The sequence below is a fragment of the Streptomyces sp. NPDC017890 genome (assembly GCF_044328675.1).
Lineage (GTDB): Bacteria > Actinomycetota > Actinomycetes > Streptomycetales > Streptomycetaceae > Streptomyces.
Genome location: NZ_JBIRHU010000028.1, coordinates 43,537 through 70,536 on the forward strand (window position 1 = coordinate 43,537; position 27,000 = coordinate 70,536).

General features: G+C 70.5%; 22 protein-coding genes and 2 tRNA genes. 8 read left to right on the forward strand and 16 right to left on the reverse strand.

The genetic code is table 11. The features are described 5' to 3' along the window. Position 1: 1 nt before the first annotated feature. On the reverse strand, positions 2 to 781 hold the full coding sequence (locus ACH4F2_RS30280) for a DUF881 domain-containing protein (protein ID WP_398135941.1): 780 nt from the start codon (positions 779 to 781) through the stop codon (positions 2 to 4). A 121-nt stretch (positions 782 to 902) separates the two neighbouring features. Between ACH4F2_RS30280 and crgA the strand changes: the two genes are divergently transcribed. Continuing rightward, positions 903 to 1,157, forward strand: coding sequence for a cell division protein CrgA (gene crgA, locus ACH4F2_RS30285; RefSeq protein WP_398135942.1), 255 nt, complete (start codon positions 903 to 905; stop codon positions 1,155 to 1,157). A 257-nt stretch (positions 1,158 to 1,414) separates the two neighbouring features. Here crgA and ACH4F2_RS30290 read toward each other — a convergent pair whose 3' ends face one another. Continuing rightward, positions 1,415 to 2,305 (reverse strand): rhomboid family intramembrane serine protease, encoded by an 891-nt coding sequence (locus tag ACH4F2_RS30290; protein ID WP_398135943.1) that lies wholly within the window; start codon positions 2,303 to 2,305, stop codon positions 1,415 to 1,417. A 103-nt stretch (positions 2,306 to 2,408) separates the two neighbouring features. After that, positions 2,409 to 2,942 carry a peptidylprolyl isomerase gene (locus ACH4F2_RS30295; protein WP_398135944.1) on the reverse strand — a complete coding sequence of 178 codons (534 nt, stop codon included), beginning with the start codon at positions 2,940 to 2,942 and terminating at the stop codon, positions 2,409 to 2,411. Between the two features lie 320 nt (positions 2,943 to 3,262). Here ACH4F2_RS30295 and ACH4F2_RS30300 point away from each other — a divergent pair, with 320 nt between their 5' ends. Next, positions 3,263 to 3,964, forward strand: coding sequence for a DUF5324 family protein (locus ACH4F2_RS30300; protein WP_398135945.1), 702 nt, complete (start codon positions 3,263 to 3,265; stop codon positions 3,962 to 3,964). 87 nt (positions 3,965 to 4,051) lie between these two features. Here the strand turns inward: ACH4F2_RS30300 and ACH4F2_RS30305 are convergent, their stop codons facing one another. Next, positions 4,052 to 4,828, reverse strand: coding sequence for an isoprenyl transferase (locus ACH4F2_RS30305; RefSeq protein ID WP_398135946.1), 777 nt, complete (start codon positions 4,826 to 4,828; stop codon positions 4,052 to 4,054). Positions 4,829 to 5,439: 611 nt separating this feature from the next. Further along, positions 5,440 to 5,512 (reverse strand) — tRNA-Ala (locus ACH4F2_RS30310). Between the two features lie 178 nt (positions 5,513 to 5,690). On the opposite strand from ACH4F2_RS30310, the gene ACH4F2_RS30315 reads away from it, so the two are divergent. Continuing rightward, a complete protein-coding gene (locus ACH4F2_RS30315) occupies positions 5,691 to 6,239 on the forward strand; it encodes a helix-turn-helix domain-containing protein (RefSeq protein ID WP_395573146.1) in 549 nt (182 codons plus the stop codon). A gap of 84 nt (positions 6,240 to 6,323) precedes the next feature. Further along, positions 6,324 to 7,988, forward strand: coding sequence for a protein kinase (locus tag ACH4F2_RS30320; RefSeq protein ID WP_398135947.1), 1,665 nt, complete (start codon positions 6,324 to 6,326; stop codon positions 7,986 to 7,988). 13 nt (positions 7,989 to 8,001) lie between these two features. Here ACH4F2_RS30320 and ACH4F2_RS30325 read toward each other — a convergent pair whose 3' ends face one another. Together ACH4F2_RS30325 and ACH4F2_RS30330 are read right to left on the reverse strand one after the other, a co-directional pair. Continuing rightward, the gene (locus ACH4F2_RS30325; protein ID WP_398135948.1) at positions 8,002 to 9,336 is read right to left on the reverse strand and encodes a hypothetical protein; all 1,335 of its coding nucleotides are present in this window, start codon (positions 9,334 to 9,336) and stop codon (positions 8,002 to 8,004) included. A 267-nt stretch (positions 9,337 to 9,603) separates the two neighbouring features. Further along, positions 9,604 to 9,732 carry a DLW-39 family protein gene (locus ACH4F2_RS30330; RefSeq protein ID WP_003999697.1) on the reverse strand — a complete coding sequence of 43 codons (129 nt, stop codon included), beginning with the start codon at positions 9,730 to 9,732 and terminating at the stop codon, positions 9,604 to 9,606. Between the two features lie 338 nt (positions 9,733 to 10,070). Between ACH4F2_RS30330 and ACH4F2_RS30335 the strand changes: the two genes are divergently transcribed. After that, entirely contained in the window at positions 10,071 to 10,442 is a 372-nt protein-coding gene (locus ACH4F2_RS30335) for a DUF6344 domain-containing protein (RefSeq protein WP_398135949.1), read from the forward strand. 279 nt (positions 10,443 to 10,721) lie between these two features. Beyond that, on the forward strand, positions 10,722 to 11,489 hold the full coding sequence (locus ACH4F2_RS30340) for a glycosyltransferase family 2 protein (RefSeq protein WP_398135950.1): 768 nt from the start codon (positions 10,722 to 10,724) through the stop codon (positions 11,487 to 11,489). A gap of 118 nt (positions 11,490 to 11,607) precedes the next feature. Here the strand turns inward: ACH4F2_RS30340 and ACH4F2_RS30345 are convergent, their stop codons facing one another. Continuing rightward, on the reverse strand, positions 11,608 to 12,528 hold the full coding sequence (locus tag ACH4F2_RS30345) for an FkbM family methyltransferase (RefSeq protein ID WP_398135951.1): 921 nt from the start codon (positions 12,526 to 12,528) through the stop codon (positions 11,608 to 11,610). Between the two features lie 124 nt (positions 12,529 to 12,652). Further along, positions 12,653 to 12,847, reverse strand: a complete 195-nt coding sequence (locus ACH4F2_RS30350; RefSeq protein WP_398135952.1) for a ferredoxin — start codon at positions 12,845 to 12,847, stop codon at positions 12,653 to 12,655. A gap of 807 nt (positions 12,848 to 13,654) precedes the next feature. On the opposite strand from ACH4F2_RS30350, the gene ACH4F2_RS30355 reads away from it, so the two are divergent. Both ACH4F2_RS30355 and ACH4F2_RS30360 read left to right on the forward strand, forming a co-directional pair. After that, complete coding sequence (locus ACH4F2_RS30355; protein ID WP_398135953.1) at positions 13,655 to 17,803, forward strand: AAA family ATPase; 4,149 nt, start codon at positions 13,655 to 13,657, stop codon at positions 17,801 to 17,803. A 161-nt stretch (positions 17,804 to 17,964) separates the two neighbouring features. Beyond that, a complete protein-coding gene (locus ACH4F2_RS30360; protein ID WP_398135954.1) occupies positions 17,965 to 18,219 on the forward strand; it encodes a hypothetical protein in 255 nt (84 codons plus the stop codon). A gap of 79 nt (positions 18,220 to 18,298) precedes the next feature. On the opposite strand, the gene ACH4F2_RS30365 is transcribed toward ACH4F2_RS30360, so the two are convergent. The 7 genes from ACH4F2_RS30365 to gnd all read right to left on the reverse strand — a co-directional run bounded on the left by ACH4F2_RS30365 (position 18,299) and on the right by gnd (position 26,999). After that, positions 18,299 to 18,375 (reverse strand) — tRNA-Ile (locus ACH4F2_RS30365). A 100-nt stretch (positions 18,376 to 18,475) separates the two neighbouring features. Next, positions 18,476 to 19,222: a DUF3566 domain-containing protein gene (locus ACH4F2_RS30370; RefSeq protein WP_398135955.1), complete on the reverse strand. Its 747-nt coding sequence runs from the start codon at positions 19,220 to 19,222 to the stop codon at positions 18,476 to 18,478. Between the two features lie 18 nt (positions 19,223 to 19,240). Then, positions 19,241 to 21,835: a DNA gyrase subunit A gene (gene gyrA, locus ACH4F2_RS30375; RefSeq protein WP_398135956.1), complete on the reverse strand. Its 2,595-nt coding sequence runs from the start codon at positions 21,833 to 21,835 to the stop codon at positions 19,241 to 19,243. A gap of 42 nt (positions 21,836 to 21,877) precedes the next feature. Beyond that, positions 21,878 to 23,938 carry a DNA topoisomerase (ATP-hydrolyzing) subunit B gene (gene gyrB / locus ACH4F2_RS30380; RefSeq protein WP_398135957.1) on the reverse strand — a complete coding sequence of 687 codons (2,061 nt, stop codon included), beginning with the start codon at positions 23,936 to 23,938 and terminating at the stop codon, positions 21,878 to 21,880. 435 nt (positions 23,939 to 24,373) lie between these two features. Then, positions 24,374 to 24,940, reverse strand: coding sequence for a DUF721 domain-containing protein (locus ACH4F2_RS30385; protein WP_398135958.1), 567 nt, complete (start codon positions 24,938 to 24,940; stop codon positions 24,374 to 24,376). Next, a complete protein-coding gene (gene recF / locus ACH4F2_RS30390) occupies positions 24,937 to 26,058 on the reverse strand; it encodes a DNA replication/repair protein RecF (protein WP_398135959.1) in 1,122 nt (373 codons plus the stop codon). The genes ACH4F2_RS30385 and recF overlap by 4 nt, the downstream gene beginning before the upstream one ends. Before the next feature lie 65 nt (positions 26,059 to 26,123). Continuing rightward, positions 26,124 to 26,999 (reverse strand): phosphogluconate dehydrogenase (NAD(+)-dependent, decarboxylating), encoded by an 876-nt coding sequence (gene gnd / locus ACH4F2_RS30395; RefSeq protein ID WP_398135960.1) that lies wholly within the window; start codon positions 26,997 to 26,999, stop codon positions 26,124 to 26,126. Position 27,000 lies beyond the last annotated feature (1 nt).

Sequence of the window (27,000 nt, forward strand, 5' to 3'; positions counted from 1 at the left end):
GTCAATCCACGGGCCGGGCATAGTGCAGGTCCGCCGTGCCCGAGTAGCCCGGCAGCGTCACCCGCCCCTCGTCCTCGACCTTCCAGCCCAGCCCGTACACGTTGACGTACACCATGTAGTTCTGGATCGTCGGCGACGCCGCCAGCGCCTCCTTCAGCCGCTCCGGATCACCGACCGCCTGGATCTTGTACGGCGGTGAGTAGACCCGGCCCTGCAGGATCAGCGTGTTGCCCACACAGCGCACCGCGCTGGTGGAGATCAGCCGCTGGTCCATGACCTTGATCCCCTCGGCACCGCCCTGCCACAGGGCGTTCACGACCGCCTGGAGGTCCTGCTGGTGGATCACCAGGTAGTCGGGCTCGGGCTCCGGATAGCCGGGGAGCTTGGCGGTGGCGTCCGGCGGTGCGTCGTCGAGCGTGACCGAGATCGACTCGCCCTTCAGTTTCCGCGTGCCCGCCTTCTTCTCCAGCTCCGCGAGTTTGGCGTCCTCCGCCTCCGTACTTCCGTCGTCGCGCTCGGCGAGCGCGTCGACGTCGTCCCTCAGAGCCGCGTTGGATTCCTCCAGCTCACCGTTTTCCCTGCTGCGCTCATGGATGAGATCGGACAACTTGAGCAAAGAGGTGTCGGTGCGGATATTGGTGCCCTTGGCGGTATTGAAGCTGGTGAAGAAAATGAGCCCCGCCAGAGCGAAGACGGCTGCCGTGAGAACCCGCACGGGCCGGAAACGGCGCCTGCGGACAGGGCTGGATCCCGTCCCGGGGGAGTCGGCAGAATTGCTCAACGTACCCTTATCTCCTTCGGCGCCACGGAAGCACTACGCTAACGGACGCCCGGGGGAGCGCTCCAAGTCCCCGACCCCGTTCCCTGCGCGGCCACGCAGCGCATCGACAGGAGAGACCCTCGTGCCGAAGTCACGTATCCGCAAGAAGGCCGACTACACGCCGCCGCCGTCGAAGCAGGCGACCAGCATCAAGCTGACCAGCCGCAGCTGGGTGGCGCCCGTCATGCTGGCCATGTTCGTCATCGGTCTCGCCTGGATCGTCCTCTTCTATGTCACCGACGGTTCACTGCCGATCGACGCGCTGGGCAACTGGAACATCGTGGTGGGCTTCGGCTTCATCGCCGCGGGATTCGGTGTCTCGACGCAGTGGAAGTAGCGCCTGCGGTAACTCCGCAGTAGCTCTCCCCAGGGCTATCCACCGGGTTATCCACAGGCGCCATCCACATGGTGGGGAAAAGAAAGACGATCTGTGGATAACCCGCCGCCCGTTGACACCAGTGTGACGGAAGTACCGGCACTCGAAAACTCGTTCGCCCCCTGTCTGACCTGCTGAAACACGGGTCAGTGACAGGGGGCACGCTTGTTCCCCCACACTGTGCACAAGATCGGCCACCGACTGTGGACAACGTGTGCTCAGGTGAGCTGAGCGGTCCTCAACAGGGTCAGTCCGACGACGGCCACGAGGACCAGCGCGCAGGTGCCGTACTGCACGAGCGTCCGCCGCTCACGCGGGGCGTGGAGCATGGCGTAGCCGATCACGGCGCCGGCGACGAGACCGCCGATGTGGGCCTGCCAGGCGATGTTGAAGCCCGGGCTGAACGTGAAGACCAGGTTGATCACGAGCAGGATGACGACCGGCCGCATGTCGGCGTTGAGGCGGCGGACGAGGGCCGCGGTGGCGCCGAAGAGGCCGAAGACCGCGCCGGAGGCGCCGAGGGTGGCCGTGGTGGGTGAGGCCAGCAGGTAGGTGAGGGCGCTGCCGGCCAGGCCGGAGACGAGGTAGAGCGTGAGGTAGCGGGCTCTGCCGAGGGCTGCTTCCAGGGGGCCGCCGAGGAACCAGAGGCTGATCATGTTGAAGCCGATGTGCCAGATCTCCTCGTGGGTGAACATCGTGGTCACCAGGCGGTACCACTCGCCTTCAGCGACGCCTTCGGTCGGGACGAAGGGGGCGGGGGGCCAGCGGCCGATCAGCACCATGTCGCCGAGGAACGACGACGACAGGGTGTGGACGGCGATGAAGACCGCCGCGTTGATCCCGATGAGGATCTTGGTGAGGAGGTGGGGGTCGGCGGCGATGGTGCCGCCGGCGAGGGTGCGGGGCCGGGACGCGGCGGGGGCGGGTCCGGTGCCGGTGCGGCCGGTGGCGCAGTCGGGGCAGTGGAAGCCGACGGAGGCGTTGACCATGCAGTCGGGGCAGATGGGGCGTTCGCAGCGGGTGCAGCGGATGCCGGTCTCCCGGTCGGGGTGGCGGTAGCAGCCCGGCGGGTTCTGGGCGTTCGGTGAGCCGGCTGCCGCGTGTTCCATGGCGTCCCCTCGGTCGTCCTGCGAGCGGTGTGCGCAAATGCACCGCCCCGCCCATCTTTACGGATGAGCGGGGCGTTTGGTTCCTGCCCTGTGGGCGGGGAGGTCAGTCCTGGTGGGTCTCGACGACGACCGACTCGATGACGATGTCGTTGACGGGTCGCTCGGTGCGGGGGTTGGTCTGGGTGGCGGCGATGGTGTCGACGACCTTCTGGCTGGTCGCGTCGGTCACTTCGCCGAAGATCGTGTGTTTGCGGTTCAGCCATGTCGTCGGGGAGACGGTGATGAAGAACTGCGAGCCGTTGGTGGCGGGGCCGGCGTTGGCCATGGCCAGCAGGTAGGGCCTGTCGAAGGCGAGGTCTGGGTGGAACTCGTCCTCGAACGCGTATCCGGGGTCGCCGGTGCCGTTGCCCAGCGGGTCGCCGCCCTGGATCATGAAACCGCTGAGGACGCGGTGGAAGACAGTGCCGTCGTAGAGCCTGGCCGTGGACTTCTCGCCGGTGGCGGGGTGGGTCCACTCCCGCTCGCCCTGGGCGAGTTCGACGAAGTTCCGGACCGTCTTGGGGGCGTGGTTCGGCAGCAGCCGGACCTCGATGTCACCTTGGCTGGTCTTCAGGGTGGCGTAGAGCCGCTCGGCCACGATGTGCCTTCCGTCGTCTTTCCGTGCGCATCGATCCTCGCACGGTCGGGGGCGCGTATGCCGCTCATACCGCTGGGTCACGAGCGCGGGGCGTCGATCCGTGGCATTGTCGTCGACAGGCTCCCGTTGCCCGGTATTCATCCGTTATCGATGTTGATCGGTTCTGGTTCGCAACTTCATCACCACGTGCCCCAGATGCCCCGAAGGCACCGTCCGTGACCCGGATGCCCGCCCTCACATGCCCGGCAGCGCGTCCGCAGGCATGATCCGTAAAAGGGTGGAAAGTCGAATTACCGTACGCCACCGAGGAGGAGGAACCCGTGACCCGCATCGACAGCGTGCGCGCCGCGACCGGTTCGGCGAAGGACAGCGTGCTGCACGCCGCGGAAGTGGTGGCGCCCTACGCCGACACGGCCAAGGACAGGGCCGCTCACTATGCACAGGAGGCGCGCGTACGGCTGGCGCCCAAGGTGTCGCAGGCCGCATGTCAGGCCCGTTACCAGTACGGTGCGCATGTCGCGCCGCGGCTGGAGCAGGCCCGTACGCATGTGCCGCCGAAGATGGACGCGGCCGCCCAGGAGGCCGCCGTCCGTACGCGTCTGGCCGCTCGGCAGGCGGCCGACTACTCCCGGCCGAGGATCGAGCAGGCGGTGGCCGCGGCCGGCCCCGTCAGGGACGAGGCCGCTGCCCGGGGTGCTGCCGCGTTGGCCGCGCTGCGGGGACAGGTCACGGCCAAGGAGATCCAGAGGCTGACGCGCAGGCACCGGCGTCGGGCGAGGGCCGGGCGGCTCGCCAGGGTTCTGGCGGTGGCAGGGGTCGTCGCGGGCGGTGCCTTCGCGGCCTGGAAGTGGTGGGACAAGCAGGCCAACCCGGACTGGCTGGTGGAGCCGCCCGAGGCGACGGAGGTTGCCGAGTCGGGGCGGCTGACGTCGGTGGACGGCACCGGTGACGCGCATCTCGATCCCGAGGTGCAGGCCAAGCAGGCACAGGAGGAGGCGGCGGAGGGCGACGAGCCCCGCTGACGTTCGCCGGACGGGTTTCACATCGCCGCGGGGCGGAAGGCTTCAGGGTCTTCCGCCCCGCGGCGATGTTTCACGTGAAACCGTGACTCAGCGACCGTAGCGGCGTTCACGCAGGGAGTAGGAGCGCAGAGCGCGCAGGAAGTCGATCTCGCGGAAGTCCGGCCAGTAGGTCTCACAGAAGTGGACCTCGGCGTAGGCGGACTGCCAGAGCAGGAATCCGGAGAGGCGCTGCTCGCCGGAGGTGCGGATGATGAGGTCGGACTCGGACCGTGTCTTGGAGTACAGGTGCTTGGAGATGTGCTCCATGGTGAAGGTCTCGATGAACTCGTCGATGTCCCCGCCCTGGGAGCTGTGCTCGGTCAGGGCGGACCGGACGGCGTCGACGATCTCCCGTCGGCCGCCGTAGCCCACGGCGACGTCGACCTTGGTGCCGCCTTGGCGGCCCTGGGTGGCGGCGGTGGCGGTCTTGAGGCGGCTCGCGGACTCGGCGGGCAGCAGGTCCAGGGCGCCGACCGCTTCGACGGGCCAGGGGTTGCCCGGTGCGGCCAGTTGTTCGACGACCTCGGCGATGATGTCGATGAGCGGGTTCAGCTGCTCCTCGGGCCGGCGGAGGTTGTCGTCGGAGAGCATGAACAGGGTGACGTGTTCGATCTGCGCGGAGTCGCACCAGCGCAGGAAGTCCTGCACTTTCGCCCCGCCCGCCCGGTAGCCCTCTCGCGGGTCGTCGATGCCCGACATCTTGGCCCACCGGCGGTTGCCGTCGAGCATGATGCCGATGTGCTGGGGGCGCTGGCGCCCTTCCAGCTCCCTGACCAGGCGCTTCATATAGATCGCGTCGAGAGCGGCCCGTACTTTCGCCCGCATGGTCTACCCCTTCCACCTCGTCGGCAGCGGCCGGTCGGCTCCGACGGCGATGTGCCACGTGGCACCGCCCCGCAGGGGTGTGGCGCTGGTGCCCTGTGGGGTGACGATATCAAGAGCAGACAGCACCACCCGGGTGCTCGGCGGGGCCCTGGGCAGTCGGCACAGGGCGGGAAGGCACGGTCGCTCCGGTCACGCGGTGCGGCGACCCTGTTCAGGGGCACGTGCCGGCCAACTCGCCTCCCTGGTAAGGAGTTTGTCGATCATGGCGGGTACACGCCGTCCGGGGCGCGGGACCGGGTGTTTCCCGTCACTACCGGGCCCGGCCGGTCGGCGGCGACGGCCGGTGGGTTCGAGGCGCGGTGACGATCACTCCGGCGGGACGATCTGAAGTCCTGGAGACCTGAAGTTCTGAAGCCCTGAAGCCCTGGAGTCCTGAAGCTTGGGGTCCTGAAGCCTTGGAGTCCTGGAGACCTGGAGAGCCGCTCCGGCTCCTGGGGGTCGCCGGGAGGGCGGCCGGGCGCGTCCACGAGGTGACGGACACCGTGTTCCGAGCCGTGCCAGAACGCACAGACGCCCTCCGGGAACTGTCCCGGAGGGCGTCTGACCTGCGGTGGAGCCTAGGGGAGTCGAACCCCTGACATCTGCCATGCAAAGACAGCGCTCTACCAACTGAGCTAAGGCCCCGAAAGAGGCGTCCGGTCGGACAGTCGCGAGCCGACGGGCGCCGCAGACAAGAGTACCGGGTCGTCCCCCGTATCTCACAAATGATTGGGGGTCCCGGGAAAACACCACGCTCCGTAAAATGCTCGGCGTGGTTCGCTGGAGCGAACTGCGGTTTTTGGGGAAGCGATGGGGAGACGCAATGGACGCCGCACAGCAGGAAGCCACCGCCAGAGCGCGGGAACTGCAGCGGAACTGGTATGGGGAGCCGTTGGGGGCGCTCTTCCGCAGGCTCATCGACGATCTTGGTCTTAACCAGGCTCGTCTCGCGGGGGTGCTGGGGCTGTCCGCACCGATGCTGTCGCAGCTGATGAGCGGCCAGCGGGCGAAGATCGGCAATCCCGCGGTGGTCCAGCGGGTGCAGCTGCTGCAGGACCTGGCGGGGCAGGTCGCGGACGGCAGCGTGAGCGCGGCCGAGGCGACGGAACGCATGGACGAGATCAAGAAGTCGCAGGGGGGCTCGGTGCTCAGCAACACCACGACGACCACGACCAGTTCGGGGGCGCCCACGGTCAAGCGGGTGGTCCGTGAGATCCAGTCGCTGCTGCGCTCGGTGGCCGCCGCCGGGGACATCATCGACGCGGCGGACGCGCTGTCCCCTTCCCACCCGGAGCTGGCCGAGTTCCTGCGGGTGTACGGCGCGGGCCGCACCTCGGACGCGGTGGCGCACTACCAGTCCCACCAGAACTGATTCCGGGGCCCGGTCGCCGCAGGGGGTTCGGCGGTCGGTCCCGGAGTGGCGCGACAGGTCCCAGGGGAGGAGCGGCGCACAGCCATGGGTGAGGTCTTCGCGGGCCGGTACGAGCTGGTCGATCCGATCGGCCGCGGTGGGGTCGGTGCCGTATGGCGTGCCTGGGACCACCGCCGTCGGCGGTACGTGGCCGCCAAGGTGCTGCAGCAGCGGGACGCGCACTCGCTGCTGCGGTTCGTACGCGAACAGGCGATGCGGATCGACCATCCCCATGTGCTGGCGCCCGCGAGCTGGGCCGCCGACGACGACAAGGTCCTGTTCACCATGGACCTGGTCACGGGCGGTTCACTCGTCCACCTGGTCGGGGACTACGGTCCCCTGCCGGCGGCGTTCGTCTGCACCCTCCTCGACCAGTTGCTCGCCGGCCTGGCCGCGGTGCACGAGGAGGACGTCGTGCACCGTGACATCAAGCCCGCCAACCTGCTGCTCGAAGCGACCGGGACGGGCCGGCCCCGGCTGCGGCTGTCCGACTTCGGCATCGCGATGCGGCTGGGTGAGCCACGGCTGACGGAGGCCGACCTCGTGGTGGGGACGCCGGGTTATCTCGCTCCGGAGCAGATGATGGGGGCGGAGCCGGACTTCCCCGCGGACCTGTTCGCGGTGGGCCTGGTCGCCCTGTATCTGCTGGAGGGGGCCAAGCCGGACGCCAAGGCGCTGGTGCAGCACTTCGCCGAGCACGGGACGCCGCCCGCGCCGCAGGGGGTCCCCGAGCCGCTGTGGCAGGTCGTGGCGACGCTGGTGCAGCCGGATCCCTCGGCGAGGTTCCGTACCGCCACGGGGGCGCGCAAGGCTCTGGCCGCGGCGGCGGAGCTGCTGCCGGAGCCCGGGCCCGACGACGAGCTGATCGAGATCTTCGACCAAGTCGGCCCGTTGCCCTCGGGGTTCGGACCCGACGGGCCACTCGTGCGGGCGTCGGGGGTGAACGGCGTACTGGCGGACCCGCGGCGGCCGTCCGGCCCTGGAGCGGCCCCGGACGGTACGCCGTCGACGTCGAGGCGGCCACCGCCGGCCCCGGAGGGCGCGCCGCCGCCCCCGGGCGGTACGCCGTCCGCCTCGGGCGACACCCCGTCCGGCCCGGCCGGTACGCCGTCGGCCCCGTACCGGGCACCGGCGATCCCGGGCGGTACGCCGCCGCCCCCGGGCAGTACGCCGTCGCCGCCGGACGGGGCGTGGATCCCCGACCGAACGCCGTCCGCACCGGACGGGACTCCGCCGGTCCCCGACCGTACGCCGTCCGGCTCGGCCGCGGTCCCGTCAGGCCGGTACAGAGCGCCGTCCGCTTCCGACGGTGCCCTGCCCGTCCCGGACGGCACGCCGTCGGTGTCGTCTCCCGGGCCCGCTCGGCCGGCCGCCATGTCGGACACCGGCAGTTTCCTTCTGCCGCCACCGCATGCGGCCGTCACCTCCCCGCCCGCGCCCGGCCCGCAGCCGTACGCACAGCCGGCCTTCCCGGAGAGCGGCCCCCAGCCCCCGTACCCGCCTCCGCTCCCGCGGCAGCGCGCCGACGTGCCCACCGCCTCGTACACCGCGCAGACCCCGCAGGCGGCCCCTGCCGCCCAGGGGCACCGGCAGCGCCGGGGGACACGGCGGCGACGCCGTCCGGGGCCTCCGGCCAGGGTGGCGGTGCCGCTCCTGCTCCTCGCGCTGGCCTGCTACGCCGTGGGGTTCTGGGCCCTGACCCGGATCTGAGCCCGAACCCCCGTCAGGTGGTGCCGGTTCTGCGCCGGGCCGCCGCCGTCCACACGCCCAGGCCCACGAGCAGCAGGCTGCCGGTACCGATTCCGCCGACGGCGACCGCCTTCATGGCGAGGTCGTCGCCCGTGGCCCCGTTCTCCGGCGCGGCTCCCCGGTCCTGTTCCGAGACCTCGAAGACGCCCTTCGGCTCGGACTCCCCCGCGTACTGCGGGCCCGCCTGCGCGGTCCCCTCGAGCCGGACGCGCAGCGTGAGCCCGAACGGGCCCTCGCCGAAGTCGTCGGCCACCTGCTCCGCGAGGTGCACCACGAGGTAATGGGCGCCGGCGAACCGCATCGCGCTGACCTGTCGGCCGGTGGCGTACCGGTTGGCGTGGGCGACCGGCGGCAGGGGAGCGAGGCCGACCGTCGTCCGACGGCCGTTGTAGCCCTTGGCGGCGTCGTCGACCTCACCGCGCACGGGGTTGTGGAGGGCCAGGCGAAGAGCGCCGGTGGCATAGCCGGAGTCGTGGCCGGAGCCGGCGAGTTCGGCGGTCGCGTACAGCCGGCGGCCCCAGTCGAGGGGCACCTTGTAGAAGAGGGTCTGCCCGGGCCGGATGTCGTCATGCCAGGCGCCCTGTCCGACGGGGGTGGCGTGGGCGAAGCCGTCGCCGCCCGGGCGGCGCTCCGGCTCGCCGGTGAGGGGCTCGGGCGAGGCGGAGTTCCAGGTCTCGGGTGCGGTGGTCGCGGCGGCCTGCTTCGGACGGGGTTCGGTGACCGCGGTGAGCTCCAGGTCCCAGGCGCCCGGCGGGGAGTCCTGGGGCCGGGACCGCTGGACGGTGACGTAGTAGGTGCCGGGGTCCTGGCACCGGGTCCCGCCGGGAGCGATCTCGCGCATGCCCCACGCCGTGACCGGGCGGGGGCTGTGGGCGGCGCCGAAAGTCGCGGTGTCCACGGAGCAGGATCCGCCGTCGGCGTCCTGGACGGAGACCCGGATGCCGTCCACCGCGGTTACCTCGCCGCCGGGGCCGGGTACGGCGGTGACGGAGACGTAGGTGTCGCGGGCGGCGTCGAGTTCGAGGCGGTAGTGGAGGGTGCCGCTCCTCGGCAGGGAGCTGCGGTACGTGGTGCCGGGTTCCAGCGGTACGGCGTCCGAGGTGCCGTTCGCGCCCTCGATCCGGCGGGCGTCCTCGGCGAAGGCGTATCCGGCGGGCGCGCCGGCCGCGTGAGCCGCACCGTCGCCGGGCGGGTCGGCGGCCAGGCCGCCGGTCAGGGCCAGTACGGCGGTCACCACGGCCGCACGCCCGGGCGGCGGCCGGTCACGCCCCGATCCGGCACGCTCCCGAGTCCTGCACCACCGTCCCATCACCCGCCACCCCTCGAGCTCACCGGCACTGTCGCAGCCACCCGGAGGAGACCGTGGCCCATCCTGCCGCGCAACCCCGCGCTCCGCGCCACCCGCACGGAATCCCGGCAACGGGATCCGGACAACGAGGACCGGACGACGAGGACCGGACGACGAGGACCGGACGACGAGGACCGGACGACGAGGTGGGGGCACCAGGGTCCGGGCAACACAAAACCCCGACCGTATGACGGCCGGGGTCTGTTCAGGACCGGATGTCGGTCGTACTCACGAACCCGTGGGCACGGAGTCAGTCGCCTCCGTCCACAGATCCTGCTCGGCGCGATCCGCCTGGATCTGGCGGTACACGAGGAGCCCGCCGATGGCGGCCAGTGCGACCAGGAGAAGCTTCTTCACCGCGCGACCTCGTCTTTCCTTGACGGTAGGGGACCTCTGGCGCCCGACTATACACACCGGCCGATATCAATCGGTGACCTGTGTCGGCGGCCAACTGACCGCCGCCGGAGCCCTATAAGAGCCGACCGAGCCGTTCCGGACGGAGAGTGATCACACCTCCACGGACGGTGACTTTGTCCGCCTATCGCCCTTCGAAGCACCTTTTCCAGCCCTTTGCACCCATCCGAGTGGTGTTGATCTGAACATCCACGCGCCACGGGCGTCGGTCCACCACTTCGCGGTCCTCATACACATCATGAGGAAAGTACGCAAATCGCCCAACCCGAAAGTGAGGGGTCATGGCCCGGAACAAGGTCCAGACACTGTGGACAGCCATCGTCACCGCCTTCCTCGCGCTGTGCACGGCGCTCGGACTCGTCACGACGACCGCCTCCGCGGCCGTACCGCAGACCGGCGCGCACAGCAACACCGAAAGCGCCTCCTCCCAGGCGTCACCCGCGGCGGCGGCCCCCTGGTCCTGGTCACGCGCCGGCTCCCTGCCCCCCACGATGAAACAGCGCATCCGCGCCGAGGCCCACGGCAAGGCCCCCAGCTGCCGCAACCGCCCCCTCGCCGACACCGCCGCGGCCACCGGCCTCCTGTGCGACGCCCCCGCCGACTCCCAGGCCCGGCACACCGCCTCCCAGCACACCGCACCTCTCCAGCGCTGAGCGGACCGGCGCGCACGGCTCCCGCCGCGCCACCCCGCCCAGACCCGACGACACGGCGATCTGCGTACAGCACCACACGCGAGAAACGGCCCGGCCGCTCGACAGAGCAGCCGGGCCGCCGCCATGTGCGGAACACCCCGCCCGCCGGGGACCCGCTCATCGAGACCTCTTGAGCAGTCGTAGCCTGTGATCGGATCACGCCCAGCGCGGACCCACAGCCCGACCACGGACCGGAACCGGTGAGTGCCAGTGCCAAAGGCGTACGAGGTGAATGCCGCCGTGAGCCGGCGCGTCATCGTCGTCACGGCCGTCCACGGCCCCTCGGCCCCCTTCCTGCCGCAGGCCCACGCGTCGTTGTGCGCGCAGGAGCTGCCCGACGGATGGGAGTGGCGCTGGGTGATCCAGGAGGACGGGCGGACGGACGACGTGCGGCCGCACGTGCCCGACGACCCGCGTGTCGTCTTCCGGCAGGGACGGCGGGGGCGGCAGGGCGGCCCCGGTGTCGCCCGCACGATCGCCCTGTCCCACGCGGACGGCGAGTACGTAAAGACCCTGGACGCCGATGACCAGCTCCCGCCGGGCACCCTGGCCCGCGACCTGGCCGCCCTCGAAGCCGACCCGACGCTCGGGTGGGCGACGTCCCGGGCGCTGGACCTCCTGCCGGACGGCTCGACGGCCGGTTTCCCGGGCGACCCGGACCACGGGCCGATCGAGCGGGGGGAGGTCCTCGACTTCTGGAAGAAGAACGACTTCCGCGCCCAGGTCCACCCGGCGACGCTTCTCGTGCGGCGTGATCTGCTGCTCGCGCTCGGCGGCTGGATGGCCCTGCCCGCCTCCGAGGACACCGGCCTGCTGCTGGCGCTCAACTGCGTGAGCCGGGGCTGGTTCTCCGCAGAGGTGGGCCTCCTCTACCGCAAGTGGGAGGGCCAGGTGACCGGCCAGGCGGACCATGTGGACCCCGCCGAACGGGACTCCCGGATGGCGGTGGTGGAGGCCAGGGCGCGGGCGCTGGCGTCCTTCGGGTGGCGTTTTCCGGCCGGTACCTGAAACCCGCCGACCCGCCGACCCGGGCAGGGCCTGTTCGACGCACGTCCTGCCCGGATCGAGGCAGCCCGCCCGAGGCCACCCGCCAAGAGACAGAGGAAGAGGCGGCGGAAGAGGCGTTTCACATCAGCGTCTCCGCGTCGACCCGGGAGAAGACCAGATCGCTCTCGCCCGTGACCGGCCCGCGCCACCGCACCGGAGGCTCGGGCCGGCGCAGGGCGCGCGGATAGCTCTCCGGCGCGTAGTCGTTGGCCAGGCGGTAGGTGTGGAAGCCGTGCCCGCGCATGGTCTCCAGCAACTCGTCGACCGAATCACCCAGTTGTTCCATACGCTCCGGAGTCACCTCCATAGTGATCTCCGCGTCGGGGCGGAGCGCGTCGAGCATCGGGGCGAGTCCGCGGACGACACCGCCCTCCGCACCCTCCACGTCGATCTTGATCACGCGCGCCCGGGCGATCTCGTCCGGGCGGAGCAGCTCGGGCAGCGGACGTGCTTCGGTCTCGAAGGTGGACTCCACCGGTCCGTCCCACGGCACGATGCTGTTCGCGCCGGTGTTCCGTGAGCTGGCGAGGACAAAGGTGAGCGTCCTGCGGCTGTCCGAGACCGCGGCGTTGACCGCACGGATGTTGTCGCATCCGTTGAGGACGGCATGCTGGAGCAGGCGCCGATGCAGGACGGGAGACGCTTCGATCGACACCACCCCGCCCGTTCTCCCGACCAGCCGGGAGCCGTAGACGCTCAGGAAGCCGAGGTTCGCACCGACGTCGACCAGGACATCACCGGCCCGGAGCCGACTCGCGAGCCATCGCATCATGTGCGGCTCCCAGGCCCCGTACATGTAGATGTACCGCTGGATCAGGTCCTGGGTGTCGACGGCGAACCTGGCCCCGAACCCGGCGTCGGCCACCCGTCGACGAGGGTGATCGCGCAGGCGGGCGTTGAGGTAGTGCGCGGCGATCGCCCCCTTGAACAGCGAGCCGGGAGCCCGCCTCACGTACCCGCGGGCGAGCGTGGCGAGCAGGTCCGAAGCGCGGTCCGTCATACGATCGCCTCTTGTTCCGACGCGACGGGGCGCGGCCGCGCCCCGGCCCGCTGAGGGCCGCCGGGCGGGACCAGGGCCTGCGGCGCTGCGATCCTCATGACTCCCCGTTTCTCTCCTCGGCTGCTCAGTGCTTCCCCCCGATGGTGATCGCGGCGGCGGGGCACCCCTCGACCGCCTCGCGCACCCGTGGTGCGTCGACGTCGTACTCCCGTCCGGGTATCACGGCGCCCAGGCCGTCCACCTGGGTGAAGACGGAGGGGGCCCGGTGGACGCAGTCACCGGAGCCGTAGCACTGCTCGGGGTCGACGGAGATCCTCATACGCACTCCAGCGGCGGTTGACTCGAAACCATCACGACCTGCCTGCCCGCGGATCACCGCGCTGAATCCGACCGGCCCGCCCGCCTGTTGGCCCCGCGACCGTAAGAGCATCGAGCACCTTGCGGAATCGCGACCGGGGAACGGACCGGGGGCCGGTGAGCAACTCGTGGCGATCGCGGCCATGCTGCTCGGCGGTGACGACGCCATCGAGGCCGGGCACGAGCTGAACGCGGTATTCGCCGGGATCGACCGGCAGGCCACGGGCCGCATCAACGGCAGCCCGGAGGAACGGCGCGAGCGCACCGGGCAGCGTCCGGGCCTTCCGCACCTTCCACGCCAACACCCCGGCCGGGCCTCGGTGTCCGGGGCGGTGTCACCGGCGAGGCGCAGCCGAGAGCGGCCTGCTGGTAGAGGCCGCCCGTCAGCCATCCGTCGTCCGCCAAGGACTGACCCCGCCCGCCACCGGTCGTCCGCGCCCGCCGGCATCGTTCGGCACCGGTCCCTCCCCTCGTGGGGACCGGTGCCAAACCATGCCGGCGGCGTGTTGTACGCGGTGCCGGACCGGGTCGAAGAGAGCTGGGCCATCGAAAGTCGACCGAGAACGTTCGGCCTCACGGGGGTGGCTTCGCGGGCGCCGGGCCGCTGACCTGTCCGGGTGTCGGGCGGCCGACTCGCCACTGCGACATGATCCTGCCATCCACAGTCGCCGCCGACGAGGTCCCGGCGCCGCGACCATGACGTAGCCGCAGGTCAGGCGTATAGAGTGAGTTTTCCGGTCCGGACGTCCAAGTGCGGGGGAAGTAAGGAGTGGAGACCTTGAGTTTCGACTCAGGGGCACGCACGGCCTTCGCGGAACGTCTCGCACTGCTCTACAAGGAGGCCGGCAACCCTCCCCTCAAACGCGTGTCCGAGGCGGTCGTCCGGCTCCAGCGGGTCGACGAACGAGGGCGGCCCGTGCGGGTCTCCGCTCAGCGGATCAGCGACTGGCGGCGGGCCAAGAACGTGCCCGCCCAGTTCACCGCCCTCGCGGCGGTACTGCACGTCCTCATCCCCCAGGCGCGGCGCGCGCGGCCCGTGCCGGTCTCCACGGGCCTGTACGACCTGGCCCAGTGGCAGCGCCTGTGGGAGCGGGCCGTGGCCGACCCCACCGGCGAACGCCCCGTGCCGTCCCCCTCGGACGAAGAACGCCTCCCCGCCGAGTCTCCGGCCGCGCCCGGTGGTGTCTGTCCCTACCGCGGGCTGGCCGCCTACCGCCAGCAGGACGCCGGCTGGTTCTTCGGGCGCAGGCGGAGCACGGACGCCCTCGTCGCCCAGCTCCGCGCGGCACAGGACACGGGCGGCCTCGTCATGCTCGTAGGCGCCTCGGGAGCCGGGAAGTCGTCCCTGCTGAACGCCGGCCTGGTGCCCGCCCTGCGAAACGGCGCGCTGGACAACGGGGACGACGGGACCGGCCGACCGAGGGAAGTGCTCCAGCTCGTACCGGGAGGCGATCCGCTCGGGGAGCTGGCCCGCCGGATACCCGAGCTGGCGTCCGTCGTTGCCGCCGTCTTTGCCGAGAAGGACGCGGCGGCGGAGGAACTGGGCACTCCGGCAATCGCGCGTGCGTCCAGGGAGGCCCTCACGGCATGGGCTCGTGGCAGAGCCCAGGGGTCTGCCACGGAGGCGCCTGCGGCGGATGCGCCTGACGCAAAGGCACCTGACGCGGAAACACCTGACGCGTCGACACATCGGGCGGCGACGGAACAGGCGACGGCGACGCAGGCGGCTGCCCGTCCGGTCGTCATCGTGGACCAGTTCGAGGAGGTCTTCACCCTCTGCGCCGACGAGTCGGACCGGCGCGCGTTCGTCCAGCTCCTCCAGGCCGCCTGCGCGCCCGGCGGACCGGAGGACCCGGCACCCGTACTCGTCACCCTCGGCGTACGCGCGGATTTCTACGAGCAGTGCCTGCGCTACCCCGAGCTGGCCGACGCCCTGCAGCACCGGCACATGGTGCTCGGGCCGCTGACCACGGCGGAGCTGCGCGAAGCGGTGACCGGCCCGGCCAGGGCCGTGGGCATGGAGCTAGAACCGGGACTGGCGGAGCTGATCATCCGGGAGGTGAGCACCGACGGGCCGCGCGGGGCGCACGACGCGGGCGTGCTGCCCCTCCTCTCCCACGCCCTGCTCGCCACCTGGCAGCGCCGCAAGGCGGGCCGGCTGACGCTGGCCGGCTACCGCGCCGCCGGCGGGATCCAGGGAGCGGTCGCGGCGACCGCCGAGCGGGCCTGGTCGGGCCTCGACCCGGCGGCGCGCACGGCCGCGCGGCTGCTCCTGCTCAGGCTGGTCCGGCTGAGCGAGGACACCCAGGCCACCCGCAGACGGGGCACGCGGCGCCGGCTGGCCCAGGAGTCGAGGGACCCCGGCAAGACGGAGGAGTCGCTCGAGGCGCTGGTGCGCGCCCGGCTGGTGACACTCGACGCGGACACCGTGGAGATCACCCATGAGGCGCTGCTCCACGCCTGGCCGCGCCTGCGCGACTGGATCGACGAGGACCGCACCGGCAACCTGCTGCGCCAGCGGCTGGAGGAGGACGGCCGGGCCTGGGAGGAGTCGGACCGGGACGCTTCGCTGCTCTACCGGGGCTCCCGCCTGGAGCAGGCCCACAGCTGGGCGGAGTCGGACGACGGCACCTACCTGACCCGGAGCGCGGTGGAGTTCCTGGCCGCCGCGGTCAGGTCACGCAGGCGCACCGTCCTGATCAGCCGGGCCGCGGTGTCGGCGCTGGTCGTCCTGGCGCTCGTGGCGGTCGGTTCGGCGGTGATCGCGTGGCAGCAGCGCAACGACGCCGTGTTCGAGCAGGTGGTCGCCGAGGCGGACCGGGTCCAGTACACGGACCCGTCGCTGTCGGCCCAGCTCGACCTGGCGGCGCACCGCCTGCGGCCGGACGACGATGACGTGCGGAACCGGCTGATATCGATCGTGAACGCGCCCCTGGCCACGCCGCTTCTCGGGCACACGGGCGCCGTCTACCTCACCTCCTTCAGCCCCGACGGGCAGGTCCTGGCGACGGCCAGTTACGACCGGACCGTCCGGCTGTGGGACGTGTCGGACCCCGCTCGTCCGAAACCGCTGGGCGAGCCCCTCACCGGCCACACGAGCTGGGTCAGCTCGGCGGTGTTCAGCCCGGACGGCAAGACCCTGGCCAGCGCCTCGGACGACGGCACGATCCGGCTCTGGGACATCGGCGACCCGACCCGCCCACGCCCGCTCGGTGCCGCCCTGCCCGGTCACGGCGGCACCGTCTACCTGCTCGCCTTCAGCCCGGACGGCCGCACCCTGGCCTCCGCCCACGACGACCACGCCGTACGGCTGTGGAACGTGGCCGACCCGCGCCGCCCGAAGCCGCTCGACACCCTGACGGAGCCCACCGCGGCGGTGCGCTCGGTGGCGTTCAGCCCCGACGGCCGGACGCTGGCAGCCGGCGGCGACGACGACACCGTCCGGCTCTGGGACGTGGCCGACCCCCGCCACGCGGCACGGATCGGCTCGCCGCTGACCGGCCACACCGGCCTGGTGCACTCCGTGGCGTTCAGCCCCGACGGACGCACCCTCGCCAGTGGCAGCGCGGACGACACCGTCCGGCTCTGGGACGTGGCCGATCCCCGCGACGCGGCACGGATCGGCTCGCCGCTGACCGGCCACACCGGCCCCATATGGGCGGTGGCCTTCAGCCCCGACGGTGACATGCTCGCCGCGAGCAGCGCGGACAGCACGGCGAGCCTCTGGAACGTCAGTGACCCCGCCTACCCGTCGCAGATCGGCGTGCCCCTCGCCGGAAGCAGCGGAGAGATGTACGCCCTGGGCTTCAGCTCCGACGGACGCACCCTCGCCACCGGCAGCGGCGACAGCAAGGTCCGTCTGTGGACGATACCGACGTCGGACATGATCGGCCGCATCGGAGCGTTCCGCCCGGACGGACACGTACTGGCCACGGCGTCGCGCGACGGAAGTGTCCGGCTGTGGAACGTCACGGACCCCGGCCGGCCCGTGTCACTGGGCGCGCCCTTCAGACCGGTGATGGGTGACATCCGGTCGCTCGTCTTCTCCCCGGACGGCGACACACTCGCCGTGCTGACGGGAAGCCGCGCGGTGCAGCTGTGGAACGTCGCGGACCCGGCCCGGCCCGCCGCCCACGGGGCACCCGTGGCGCTGCGCACCCGCTACGCGGGCCCCGACACGCTGGCGTTCAGCCCGGACGGCCACATGCTGGCCACGGCCTACGAGGACCGCACCGTCCAGCTGTGGGACACCACCGACCCCTCCCGCCCCCGCCCGCTCGGCAAGCCGCTCACCGGCCACACCGGCTACGTCAACACCCTCGCCTTCAGCCCGGACGGCAGCTCCCTCGCCAGCGGCGGCGCGGACGACACCGTCCGGCTCTGGGACGTGACCGACCCCCGCCACGCCACACGCCTCGGCGCGCCCCTCGCCGGCCACCTGGGGCCCGTCAACGCGCTCGCCTACAGTCCGGACGGCCGTACGCTGGCCAGCGGCAGCGACGACGGCACGGTACGGCTCTGGCACACCGGCGGCCCCGGTGGACCGGCCCGGGCGGACTCCACCCTCGCCGGCCACACCGACTCGGTGGTGTCCCTGACGTTCGGCCAGGACGGTGACACCCTGGCCAGCGGCGCCAACGACAACACGGTCCGGCTCTGGGACGTCAGCGCTCCCGCCGATGCCGCTCCCATCGGGGAGGCGATGAGCCCCAACGCCAAGGCCGGCGGCTTCCTGTCCTTCAGCCCCGTGGGCCTCATGCTCGGGGTGTCCAGCGGCACGGACACCGTCCGGCTGTGGAACCTCGACGTGGACGACGCCATCGACCGCATCTGCTCGTCCACCCGGGGCGTACTGACCGAGGAGAAGTGGCACGAGTACCTGCCACGCCTCTCTTACGAGCCCCCGTGCGACCGGTGACGGACTCCCGCCGGGCATCCGCCCTTGTTAGCCTGGGCAACAGCCCGACCGCTGGCGCATCCCCCGTCGCCAGCGGTCGGGCGTTCCTTCTGGTGCGGGGCCGCTCCTGACAGAGCTGATGCGGCTCTGTCGGCCCGTCCTCGCCCCATGTGCTCCACGCCATGAGCAGCCGTGCTTACACGTTTCTCCTCGTCGGTGTCCTGGTCGTCGTATTCGCGATCACCTTCGCGGTCTTCGTCATACCGTCGGGCCGCAAGGCTCAGGCCGATCACAACGCTGCCGCCGGCACCGCCACCGCGCTGCTGCGGGCGCTCGGCCGAGGAGACGGGGCCAAGGCCTGTGACCAGCTCACGAATCCCGCTGCCACTGCCCTCCCCAGCGCAGCATCCGTACCAAGCACGACGCTGGGAAGCTGAGGCCGGTTCCGTGACCGCCGCTGATGTCAGCCGTGGATGTCAAAGACCCCCAGTCGGTATCGACTGGGGGTCTTCTCGCTGGTGGGGCTAACAGGATTTGAACCTGTGGCCTCATCCTTATCAGGGATGCGCTCTAACCAACTGAGCTATAGCCCCGCCGCGCTCTGCGGTGTATGTCCCGCGCGCTGACTCCTGAAGATTAGCGCACGAGGCGGGCAGTCCCAAAATCGGTTGTCGCGAGCCCGGCGGGCGACGCTCACTCGTCCTCGGCGAGCGTCAGCTCCACACCGCCGACGAAGCCGGCGGACAGGTTGTAGATGAACGCGCCGAGCGTCGCCAGCGCTGTCGCGAGGACGACGTCGATGACCGCGATGACCGTCGTGAACAGCAGTACGTTGCTCAGCGACAGGAACGACTGCAGGTCGAAGCCGTTGGACTCGTTCGACCCGGTCGCCTCGGAGACCGTGCTGCCGACCGACGAGAAGACGCCCATGGCGTCCATGACCATCCACAGCACGGCGGACGCGACGATCGTGCAGATGCCGAGCGCGATGGAGAGCAGGAAGCTGACCTTCATCACCGACCACGGGTCGGCCTTCGACACGCGCAGACGTGCCTTGCGGACGCGGGGCGTGGTGCGCGCGCCGGTGCGCGGGCGGCGCACGGCGGCGGACGTGCTGCCGCCCTGGGTGCCCTGGGTGCCCTGGGTCTGGTAGGCCTGCGGCGGGTGGTACGGCCCGCCGGGCTGCTGGGGCTGCCGTTCTCCCGGCAGCGGCGAGGCCGCCGCTTGAGTCTGCTGGCCTCGGGTGTCCGTCACAGTTCCCCCCTGGGATCCATGCGTCTTGGACGAGCTCGCCGGGTGCGAATCGGCCGTGTCGTCGTCGATCTTGCGCAGTTGAGTCGTGTGCGAATCCGTCGCACGCGCTGCGGAGCCACGGCCGCCGCCGCCCGTTTCCGTACCCCTGGAGGTACCGGCCGATCCGGCGCCCGTGGCTCCGCTCACGATGACTCTCTCCTCGTGCTACTCGGCCGAGGGCGCCTCACCCTCGTCCGTGCCGGTGGTCGCGGCACCCTCGGCGGTCTCGTCGACGACCACATCGCCGTCGACCTCCTCCGCCTCGCGTCCCGCCTCGGCGTTGCGTGCGATGCCGACGACGGCATCGCGCTTGCCCAGATTGATCAGTTGGACACCCATGGTGTCACGGCCCGTCTCCCTGACCCCGCTGACTCGCGTACGAATCACACCGCCCGAGAGGGTGATGGCGAGGATCTCGTCGTGTTCCTCGACCACCAGCGCGCCCACGAGCGATCCACGGTCCTCGACGATCTTGGCAGCCTTGATGCCGAGGCCGCCGCGGCCCTGGACGCGGTACTCGTCGACAGAGGTCCGCTTCGCGTACCCGCCGTCAGTGGCAGTGAACACGAACGTACCGGCTCGAACAACATTCATCGAGAGCAGCTCGTCCCCTTCGCGGAAACTCATGCCCTTCACGCCCGAGGTGGCACGTCCCATCGGGCGCAGCGTGTCGTCCGAGGCGGTGAACCTGATCGACTGCGCCTTTTTGCTGATCAGCAGCAGATCGTCCTCGGCCGATACGAGCTCGGCTCCGATCAGTTCGTCGTCGGAACCGTCCGTCTGCTCACGCAGGTTGATGGCGATCACACCGCCGGAGCGCGGCGAGTCGTAGTCCTTCAGCCGCGTCTTCTTCACCAGGCCGGCCTTGGTGGCCAGAACCAGGTACGGCACCGCCTCGTAGTCGCGGATCGCGCGGATCTGGGCGATCGACTCGTCCGGCTGGAAGGCCAGCAGGTTCGCCACGTGCTGCCCGCGCGCGTCGCGGCCGGCGTCGGGCAGCTCGTAGGCCTTGGCACGGTAGACCCGGCCCTTGTTCGTGAAGAACAGCAGCCAGTGGTGCGTGGTGGACACGAAGAAGTGGTTGACGATGTCGTCTTCCTTGAGCTTCGTGCCCCGTACGCCCTTGCCGCCGCGCTTCTGCGCCCGGTAGTCGTCGGTCTTGGTGCGCTTGATGTAACCGCCACGGGTGACCGTGACGACGATGTCCTCCTCGGCGATCAGGTCCTCGATGGACATGTCGCCCTCGTACGGGATCAGCTTGGTCTTGCGGTCGTCGCCGAACTTCTCGACGAGCGCGGCCAGCTCCTCACCGACGATCCCCCGCTGGCGGACCGGGGAGGAGAGGATCTCGTTGTACTCGGTGATCTTCGCCTGGAGCTCGTCGTGCTCCCGGACGATCTTCTGACGCTCCAGGGCCGCCAGGCGGCGCAGCTGCATCTCCAGGATCGCGTTGGCCTGGATCTCGTCGATCTGCAGGAGGTCCATCAGGCCCCCGCGCGCGATCTCCACGGTGTCACTGCGCCGGATCAGCGCGATGACCTCGTCGATCGCGTCCAGGGCCTTGAGCAGGCCGCGCAGGATGTGCGCCCGCTCCTCGGCCTTGCGCAGGCGGAACTTCGTACGCCGGACGATGACCTCGATCTGGTGGTTCACCCAGTGGCGGATGAACGCGTCCAGGGAGAGGGTGCGCGGGACGCCGTCGACCAGGGCCAGCATGTTGGCGCTGAAGTTCGACTGCAGGTCGGTGTGCTTGTACAGGTTGTTCAGGACGACCTTGGCGACCGCGTCCCGCTTGAGCACGATGACCAGGCGCTGGCCGGTGCGGGACGACGTCTCGTCGCGGACGTCCGCGATGCCGCCGATCTTGCCGTCCTTCACCAGGTCGGCGATCTTCTGCGCGAGGTTGTCCGGGTTGGTCTGGTACGGCAGCTCCGTGACCACCAGGCACTGGCGGTTCTGGATCTCCTCGACCTCGACGACCGCGCGCATGGTGATCGAGCCGCGCCCGGTCCGGTAGGCCTCCTCGATGCCCGTGCGGCCCACCACCAGGGCGCCGGTCGGGAAGTCGGGGCCCTTGATGCGCTCGATGAGCGCGTCGAGCAGCTCCTCGTGCGAGGCCTCGTAGTTCTCCAGGTACCACTGGGCGCCGGCCGCGACCTCGCGCAGGTTGTGCGGCGGGATGTTGGTCGCCATGCCGACCGCGATCCCGGCCGAGCCGTTGATCAGCAGGTTCGGGAAACGGGCGGGCAGGACGGTCGGCTCCTGGGAACGGCCGTCGTAGTTGTCCGTGAAGTCGACGGTCTCCTCGTCGATGTCGCGGACCATCTCCATGGCCAGCGGCGCCATCTTCGACTCGGTGTACCGCATGGCCGCCGCCGGGTCGTTGCCCGGCGAACCGAAGTTCCCGTTGGAGTCGACGAGCGGCATGCGCATCGACCACGGCTGGGCGAGGCGCACCAGGGCGTCGTAGATGGAGCTGTCGCCGTGCGGGTGGTAGTTACCCATGACGTCACCGACGACGCGGGCGCACTTGTAGAAGCCGCGCTCGGGGCGGTAGCCGCCGTCGTACATGGCGTACAGCACGCGGCGGTGGACGGGCTTGAGGCCGTCGCGGACGTCGGGCAGCGCACGCGAGACGATGACGGACATCGCGTAGTCGAGGTAGGAGCGCTGCATCTCCGTCTCGAGCCCGACGGGCTCGACACGCATGGCCAGGGCGTCACCCTCGGGCGTCGTCACAGGAGTGTTCTCGTCGGTCATTGCTGGTGAAGGTCCTTCCTGGTGCGGTCAGCTGAGACCGACTCAGATGTCGAGGAAGCGGACGTCCTTGGCATTGCGCTGGATGAACGCGCGGCGTGCCTCGACGTCCTCGCCCATCAGCACCGAGAACAGGTCGTCGGCCTGCGCGGCGTCGTCGAGCGTGACCTGGCCGAGCACGCGGTGCTCCTGGTCCATGGTCGTGATGCGCAGCTCCTCGGCGTTCATCTCGCCGAGACCCTTGAAGCGCTGCACGGAGTCCTCGCGGATGCGCTTGCCGGCGCCTCGGCCCATCTCGATCAGGGCGTCGCGCTCGCGGTCCGAGTACGCGTACTCGAAGTCGTCCCGGCCCCACTTGATCTTGTAGAGCGGCGGGCGCGACAGGTACACGTGCCCGGACTCGACCAGCGGCCGCATGAAGCGGAACAGGAAGGTCAGCAGCAGGGTGTTGATGTGCTGGCCGTCGACGTCGGCGTCCGCCATGAGAATGATCTTGTGGTAGCGGAGCTTCTCGATGTCGAAGTCCTCGTGCACGCCCGTGCCGAACGCGGAGATCATCGCCTGGATCTCCTGGTTCTGCAGGATCCGGTCGATGCGCGCCTTCTCGACGTTGAGGATCTTGCCGCGGATCGGGAGGATCGCCTGGTACTGCGGGTTCCGGCCGGACTTGGCGGAGCCGCCGGCGGAGTCGCCCTCGACGATGAAGATCTCGCACTTGGTCGGGTCGTTCGACTGGCAGTCGGACAGCTTGCCCGGCAGCGACGCCGTCTCCAGCAGCCCCTTGCGGCGGGTCAGGTCACGGGCCTTGCGGGCCGCCACGCGCGCGGTGGCCGCCTGGATGCCCTTGCGGATGATGTCCGCCGCCTCGTTCGGATTGCGGTCGAGCCAGTCGGCCAGGTGCTCGTAGACCACGCGCTGCACGAAGGTCTTGACCTCCGTGTTGCCCAGCTTGGTCTTGGTCTGGCCTTCGAACTGCGGCTCGCCCAGCTTCACCGAGATGATCGCCGTGAGGCCCTCGCGGATGTCGTCACCCGTGAGGTTGTCGTCCTTCTCGCGCAGCAGCTTCTTGTCCCGCGCGTACTTGTTGATCAGCGAGGTGAGCGCCGCGCGGAAGCCCTCCTCGTGCGTACCGCCCTCGTGGGTGTGGATGATGTTGGCGAAGGAGTACACACCCTCGGTGTATCCGCCGTTCCACTGCATCGCGATCTCGAGGGACAGGCTCCTGTCCTTGTCCTCGGCCTCGAGGTCGATCACGGTGGGGTGCACCAGGTCTCCCTTGCGGGAGTTGAGGTACTTCACGAAGTCGACGATGCCGCCCTCGTAGTGGTACGAGACGCTCTTGACCTCGTGCTTCTCGTCCTCGCCCGCCTCGTCCGCGCCGGCGGTGGCCTTCGCCGACTCGCGCTCGTCGGTGAGGTTGATCCTCAGGCCCTTGTTGAGGAAGGCCATCTCCTGGAAACGCCGGGAGAGCGTCTCGAAGGAGTAGTCGGTGGTCTCGAAGATGTCACCGTCGGCCCAGAAGGTGACCGACGTGCCGGTCTCCTCGGTGGCCTCGTGCCGAGCCAGCGGTGCCGTGGGGACACCCAGCTTGTAGTCCTGCGTCCAGCGGTGGCCGTCGGTCCTGACCTCCACGGCGACCCTCGTGGAGAGGGCGTTCACGACGGAGACACCCACGCCGTGCAGACCACCGGAGACCGCGTAACCGCCGCCGCCGAACTTGCCGCCCGCGTGCAGCACGGTCAGCACGACCTCGACGGCGGGCTTGCCCTCCGAGGGGACGATGCCCACCGGAATGCCACGGCCGTTGTCGACGACCCGGACACCGCCGTCGGCGAGGATCGTGACGTCGACCGTGTCCGCGTGGCCGGCCAGCGCCTCGTCGACGGAGTTGTCCACGACCTCCTGCACCAGGTGGTGCAGGCCGCGTTCACCGGTTGAGCCGATGTACATACCGGGTCGCTTGCGGACCGCGTCCAGACCCTCGAGGACGGTGATGGCACTGGCGTCGTACGAGGCGGGAGCCGCGCCGTTCGGGGTGCTCACCGCGTCGTTCGCGCCGGTGTCGGTGGACGGGATGTTCTCGTTGGGGTTGCCGGAATCGGCCACGAAGCGCCCTTTCTGGCACAGCACGAGCCGGGCTCGTCGGCGGGTTGCCGGAGCGGCTGCGGCATGTTGCGTTGGTAAGCCTTGATCAGCGTTGCTCAGCTAGTCCCGGACGGTCCCCACGTTCGGGGCGGGATTGTCTTCCATTCTACCGGTAGCACTGACACTGATGGGGGTTTGCCGGTACCTGAGTCCGCATGTGCCGCCCTGAACCAGGCTTGTCCGACTCCCGATATGCGGATGGGGGCCTCAAGAGGCTCACAACGGCACTCAGCGCTTCCGGGCGTCAACCCTTGGCTACTTGGGAGTCAGATCGCGATTCGCAACCGTGTGCGGTTGTACGACGAAGAGGGCGCCGACGGTCCACACCAGCCGTCGACGCCCAATAATGTGAGGTACATCACCCATTCCTGACGGGGTGCCAGGGCATCCCCCGCGTCACCCGTAGGTGTCGCCCGGACCTTGGCTGCCGGGGGCGCGCAACGGCCCGTACCGGCGTCCGGGCCCGCCGGCACCACCCGGCCCCAGGACCTTGATCACCCGTACCGAACCGTGCCCCAGGTCCTCGTTGAGCCGGGCCACCAGCGTCGGCGCCAGCAACCGCAGGTTCGTCGCCCAGGCCGTGGAGTCACAGCGGACGACCAGCACCCGCTCCTCCTCGTCGTACCGCTCCGGCACGCAGTGCTTCGCCACGTCCTCACCGACGATCTGCGGCCATCGGCCCATCACCCCGCCCACCGCGGCCGGGGTCTCCCAGCCGCGCTCGGTGATCAGCCGGTTGATCGCCGAACCCAGTGCCATGGGGTCACGGCCGTCGGCGCGCGCGCCGGAGCGCAGGCCCCCACGCCGCGCCTGCTTCTTCTGCTGCGCCGCGTCCCCACGCGCGCGTGCCGCCTCCCTCGCGGCCCTGAGCGCCACGCGCGCGAGATCCACACCCGACGGCTCCGGGCTCCTGCCGCTGCCGCTGCCGGGGGGCTTTCCGGGGAGCGATTCGTCCGCGCTCATACGCGCTCCACCGCCCCCTCGGCCACCGTGAACCGCGCCCCTGCCAGGACATGCGGTACGTCGTCGTCGACCGCGGCCGTCACCAGCACCTGCTCACCCGGCGCCACCAGCTCGGCCAGCCGCTCCCGCCGCCGCGCGTCCAGCTCGGCGAAGACGTCGTCGAGGACGAGAACGGGCTCGTTGCCCTCCGCCCGCAGCAGGTCGAACGACGCCAGCCGCAGCGCCAGCGCGTACGACCAGGACTCGCCATGGGAGGCATAGCCCTTGGCGGGCAGCGAGCCGAGTTTGAGAAGCAGATCGTCCCGATGCGGCCCCACCAGGGTGACGCCCCGCTCGATCTCCTGCTTCCGGGCCTCGGCGAGCGCGGCCATCAGCTGCTCGTAGAGGTCCTCTCGCGTGTGTGCCTCACCGGGCGCCGACGGCTTGTACTCCAGGGCGACGGGGCCCCCGCCGGGGGCCAGCTGCTCGTACGCCTTGTCCGCCAGCGGCTGCACGGCGGCGATCAGATCCAGCCGCTGCGCGAGCAGTTCGGCACCCGCACGCGCGAGGTGCTGGTCCCAGACGTCGAGCGTGGACAGGTCCATCGTGCGGCCGCCGTGGCGGCGGGCAAGGGCGGCCGACTTCAGCAGCGTGTTGCGCTGCTTGAGGACCCGGTCGTAGTCGGAACGCACCCCGGCCATGCGGGGGGAGCGCGCGGTGATCAGCTCGTCCAGGAAGCGGCGCCGCTCACCGGGGTCGCCCTTCACCAGGGCGAGATCCTCGGGCGCGAACAGCACGGTGCGCACGATGCCCAGCACATCACGCGGTCTGACCTGCGAGGACCTGTTGATACGGGCACGGTTGGCCTTGCCCGGGTTCAGCTCCAGCTCGATCAGCTGCTGCCGCTCGCCCTGCTTGACCTGAGCGCGGATCACCGCGCGTTCGGCGCCCATACGGACCAGGGGCGCGTCGGAGGAGACCCGGTGGCTGCCGAGCGTGGCGAGATAGCCGACCGCCTCGACGAGGTTCGTCTTGCCCTGCCCGTTCGGACCGACGAAGGCGGTGACGCCCGGGTCGAGCGGGACCTCGACCCGGGCGTACGAGCGGAAGTCGGCCAGCGACAGATGCGTGACGTGCATGGTCGTTTCGCCGACCTCCCCAGCCTTCGGGTGTTGACCCTCCGGTGTTGACCTTCGGGTGTTGCTTACTTCTTCTCGACCGCGTGGCCGCCGAACTGATTGCGCAGCGCGGCGATCATCTTCATCTGCGGCGAGTCGTCCTGCCGGGACGCGAACCGCGCGAACAGCGACGCCGTGATCGCCGGCAGCGGCACCGCGTTGTCGATCGCGGCCTCCACAGTCCAGCGTCCCTCACCGGAGTCCTGCGCGTAGCCCCGCAGCTCACCGAGGTGCTCGTCCTCGTCGAGCGCGTTGACGGCCAGGTCCAGCAGCCAGGAACGGATCACCGTGCCCTCCTGCCAGGAGCGGAAGACCTCGCGGACGTTCTCCACGGAGTCGACCTTCTCCAGCAGCTCCCAGCCCTCGGCGTAGGCCTGCATCATCGCGTACTCGATGCCGTTGTGGACCATCTTCGCGAAGTGGCCCGCGCCCACCTTGCCGGCGTGCACGGCGCCGAAGTCGCCCTCCGGCTTGAGAGCGTCGAAGACCGGCTGCACCCGGGCGACGTTGTCCGCGTCGCCGCCGTACATCAGCGCGTAACCGTTCTCCAGGCCCCATACGCCGCCGGAGACTCCGCAGTCGACGAAGCCTATGCCCTTGGCGGCCAGCTCCTCGGCGTGCTTCTCGTCGTCCGTCCAGCGGGAGTTCCCGCCGTCCACGACGACGTCACCGGGCTCCAGCAGCTCGCCGAGCCGGTCGACGGTGGCCTGGGTGGCCTCACCGGCCGGGACCATGACCCAGACCACGCGCGGGGCGCTGAGCTTGCCCACAAGCTCTTCCAGGCTGTGGACATCGGCGAGGTCCGGATTGCGGTCGTATCCGACGACGGTGTGGCCCGCGCGGCGGATCCGCTCGCGCATGTTGCCGCCCATCTTGCCGAGGCCGACGAGACCGAGCTCCATC